Origin of the sequence: Bifidobacterium sp. UBA6881 (genome assembly GCA_002451435.1) — a bacterium.
GTDB lineage: Bacteria > Actinomycetota > Actinomycetes > Actinomycetales > Bifidobacteriaceae > Bifidobacterium.
The window spans coordinates 260-1,711 of sequence record DKCF01000003.1; the positions used below are offsets into that span (position 1 = coordinate 260).

Genomic DNA, 1,452 nt, shown 5'->3' on the forward strand with positions numbered 1-1,452 from the left:
ACTTGGTCGTATGGGACGTTTGCAAGCGGCTGGATTCCTCCACCGACTGGATGATTTGGGGTCTTTCGCTGGTTGGTGTGGGCGAGACAAGCCGGCTGGTGACTAGGCCTTGCGGACCCGAAGCCGGCCATGCGCTCGTCACACAGACGCGTTACTGTTAGGGGCATGCCTACTTTCACCAAAGAAGAAATCGTGCATTTGGGCGATTTGGCCCGAATCGCACTGACGGATGAGGAAATCACCCGTCTGCAGGGCGATCTGAACGTCATCGCCGAATCCATCAACAAGGTTCAGGAAGTCGCTACCGATGATGTGGAACCGACCGCGAACCCGATTCCGCTGGAAGCCTACCTGCGTCCGGACGTCCCGGAGACGCCGCTGACTCAGGAAGAAGCGACCGCAGGCGCCCCGGTTTCCGAGGCCGGCATGTTCGTCGCACCGCGCATTCTGGGACAGGAGTGATATGAGCACCACTGAACTCGTCAAGCTTTCCGCCGCCGAGATGGCGGCCAAGATCAGGGCCAAGGAAGTCTCCAGCCGCGAGCTGGTCGAAGCCCATCTGAAGGTCATCGAAGCCGCAGAACCGAGCGTCAAGGCCTTCCTGAAGGTCTCCGCCGACCAGGCCCTCGAGCAGGCCGACGCCTTCGACGCCAAGTCCGATGAGGAGAAGGCCCAGCTTCCGGAACTCGCCGGCGTGCCGATCGCCATCAAGGACATGATCGTCACCAAGGGCATCGAGACCACCGCCGCCTCCAAGATCCTCGAAGGCTGGGTGCCGCCGTACGACGCCACCGTTATCACGAAACTCAAGGCCGCCGGCATGCCGTTGCTGGGCAAGACCAACCTTGATGAATTCGCGCAGGGTTCATCCACCGAGCATTCCGCCTACCAGACCACCCACAACCCGTGGGATACCGAGCGTGTGCCGGGCGGTTCCGGCGGTGGTTCCGCGGCTGCGGTGGCCGCGTTCGAAGCCCCGCTCGCACTGGGCACCGATACCGGCGGCTCCATTCGCCAGCCGGGCTCGCTGACCGGTACCGTCGGCGTCAAGCCGACCTATGGCGGCGTCTCCCGTTTCGGCGCCATCGCCATGGCCTCCTCGCTCGACCAGATCGGTCCGTGCTCCCGTTCCGTGCTTGATGCGGCACTGCTGCAGGAAGTGATCGGCGGCCACGACAAGCGTGATTCCACCTCCATTCCGGAAGGCCCGCGTCCGACGGTGAAGGCCGCCCGTGAAGGTCTGAAGCGCGACCTGAAGGGACTGAAGGTCGGTCTCATCAAGGAACTCGGCGGCGAGGGCTTCCAGCCCGGCGTCACGGCCCGTTTCAACGAGGGCGTGAAGAAGCTTGAGGAAATGGGCGCGGAGGTCACCGAGGTGTCCCTGCCGCATCTGCCGTACTCCCTTGGCGCCTACTACATCATCATGCCGTCCGAGGTGAGCTCCAACCTGGC

The 1,452-nt window shown here is 63.4% G+C and carries 2 protein-coding genes; both read left to right on the forward strand.

Annotated elements, in window-relative coordinates; translation table 11 throughout:
- The first annotated feature begins 165 nt into the window (after window positions 1–165).
- A complete protein-coding gene (gene gatC, locus B3C64_RS00085; RefSeq protein ID WP_291532871.1) occupies window positions 166–462 on the forward strand; it encodes an Asp-tRNA(Asn)/Glu-tRNA(Gln) amidotransferase subunit GatC in 297 nt (98 codons plus the stop codon).
- A gap of 1 nt (window position 463) precedes the next feature.
- Window positions 464–1,452, forward strand: a 989-nt coding sequence (locus B3C64_RS00090) for an amidase (protein WP_291532872.1), incomplete at its 3' end; no start/stop codon positions are given.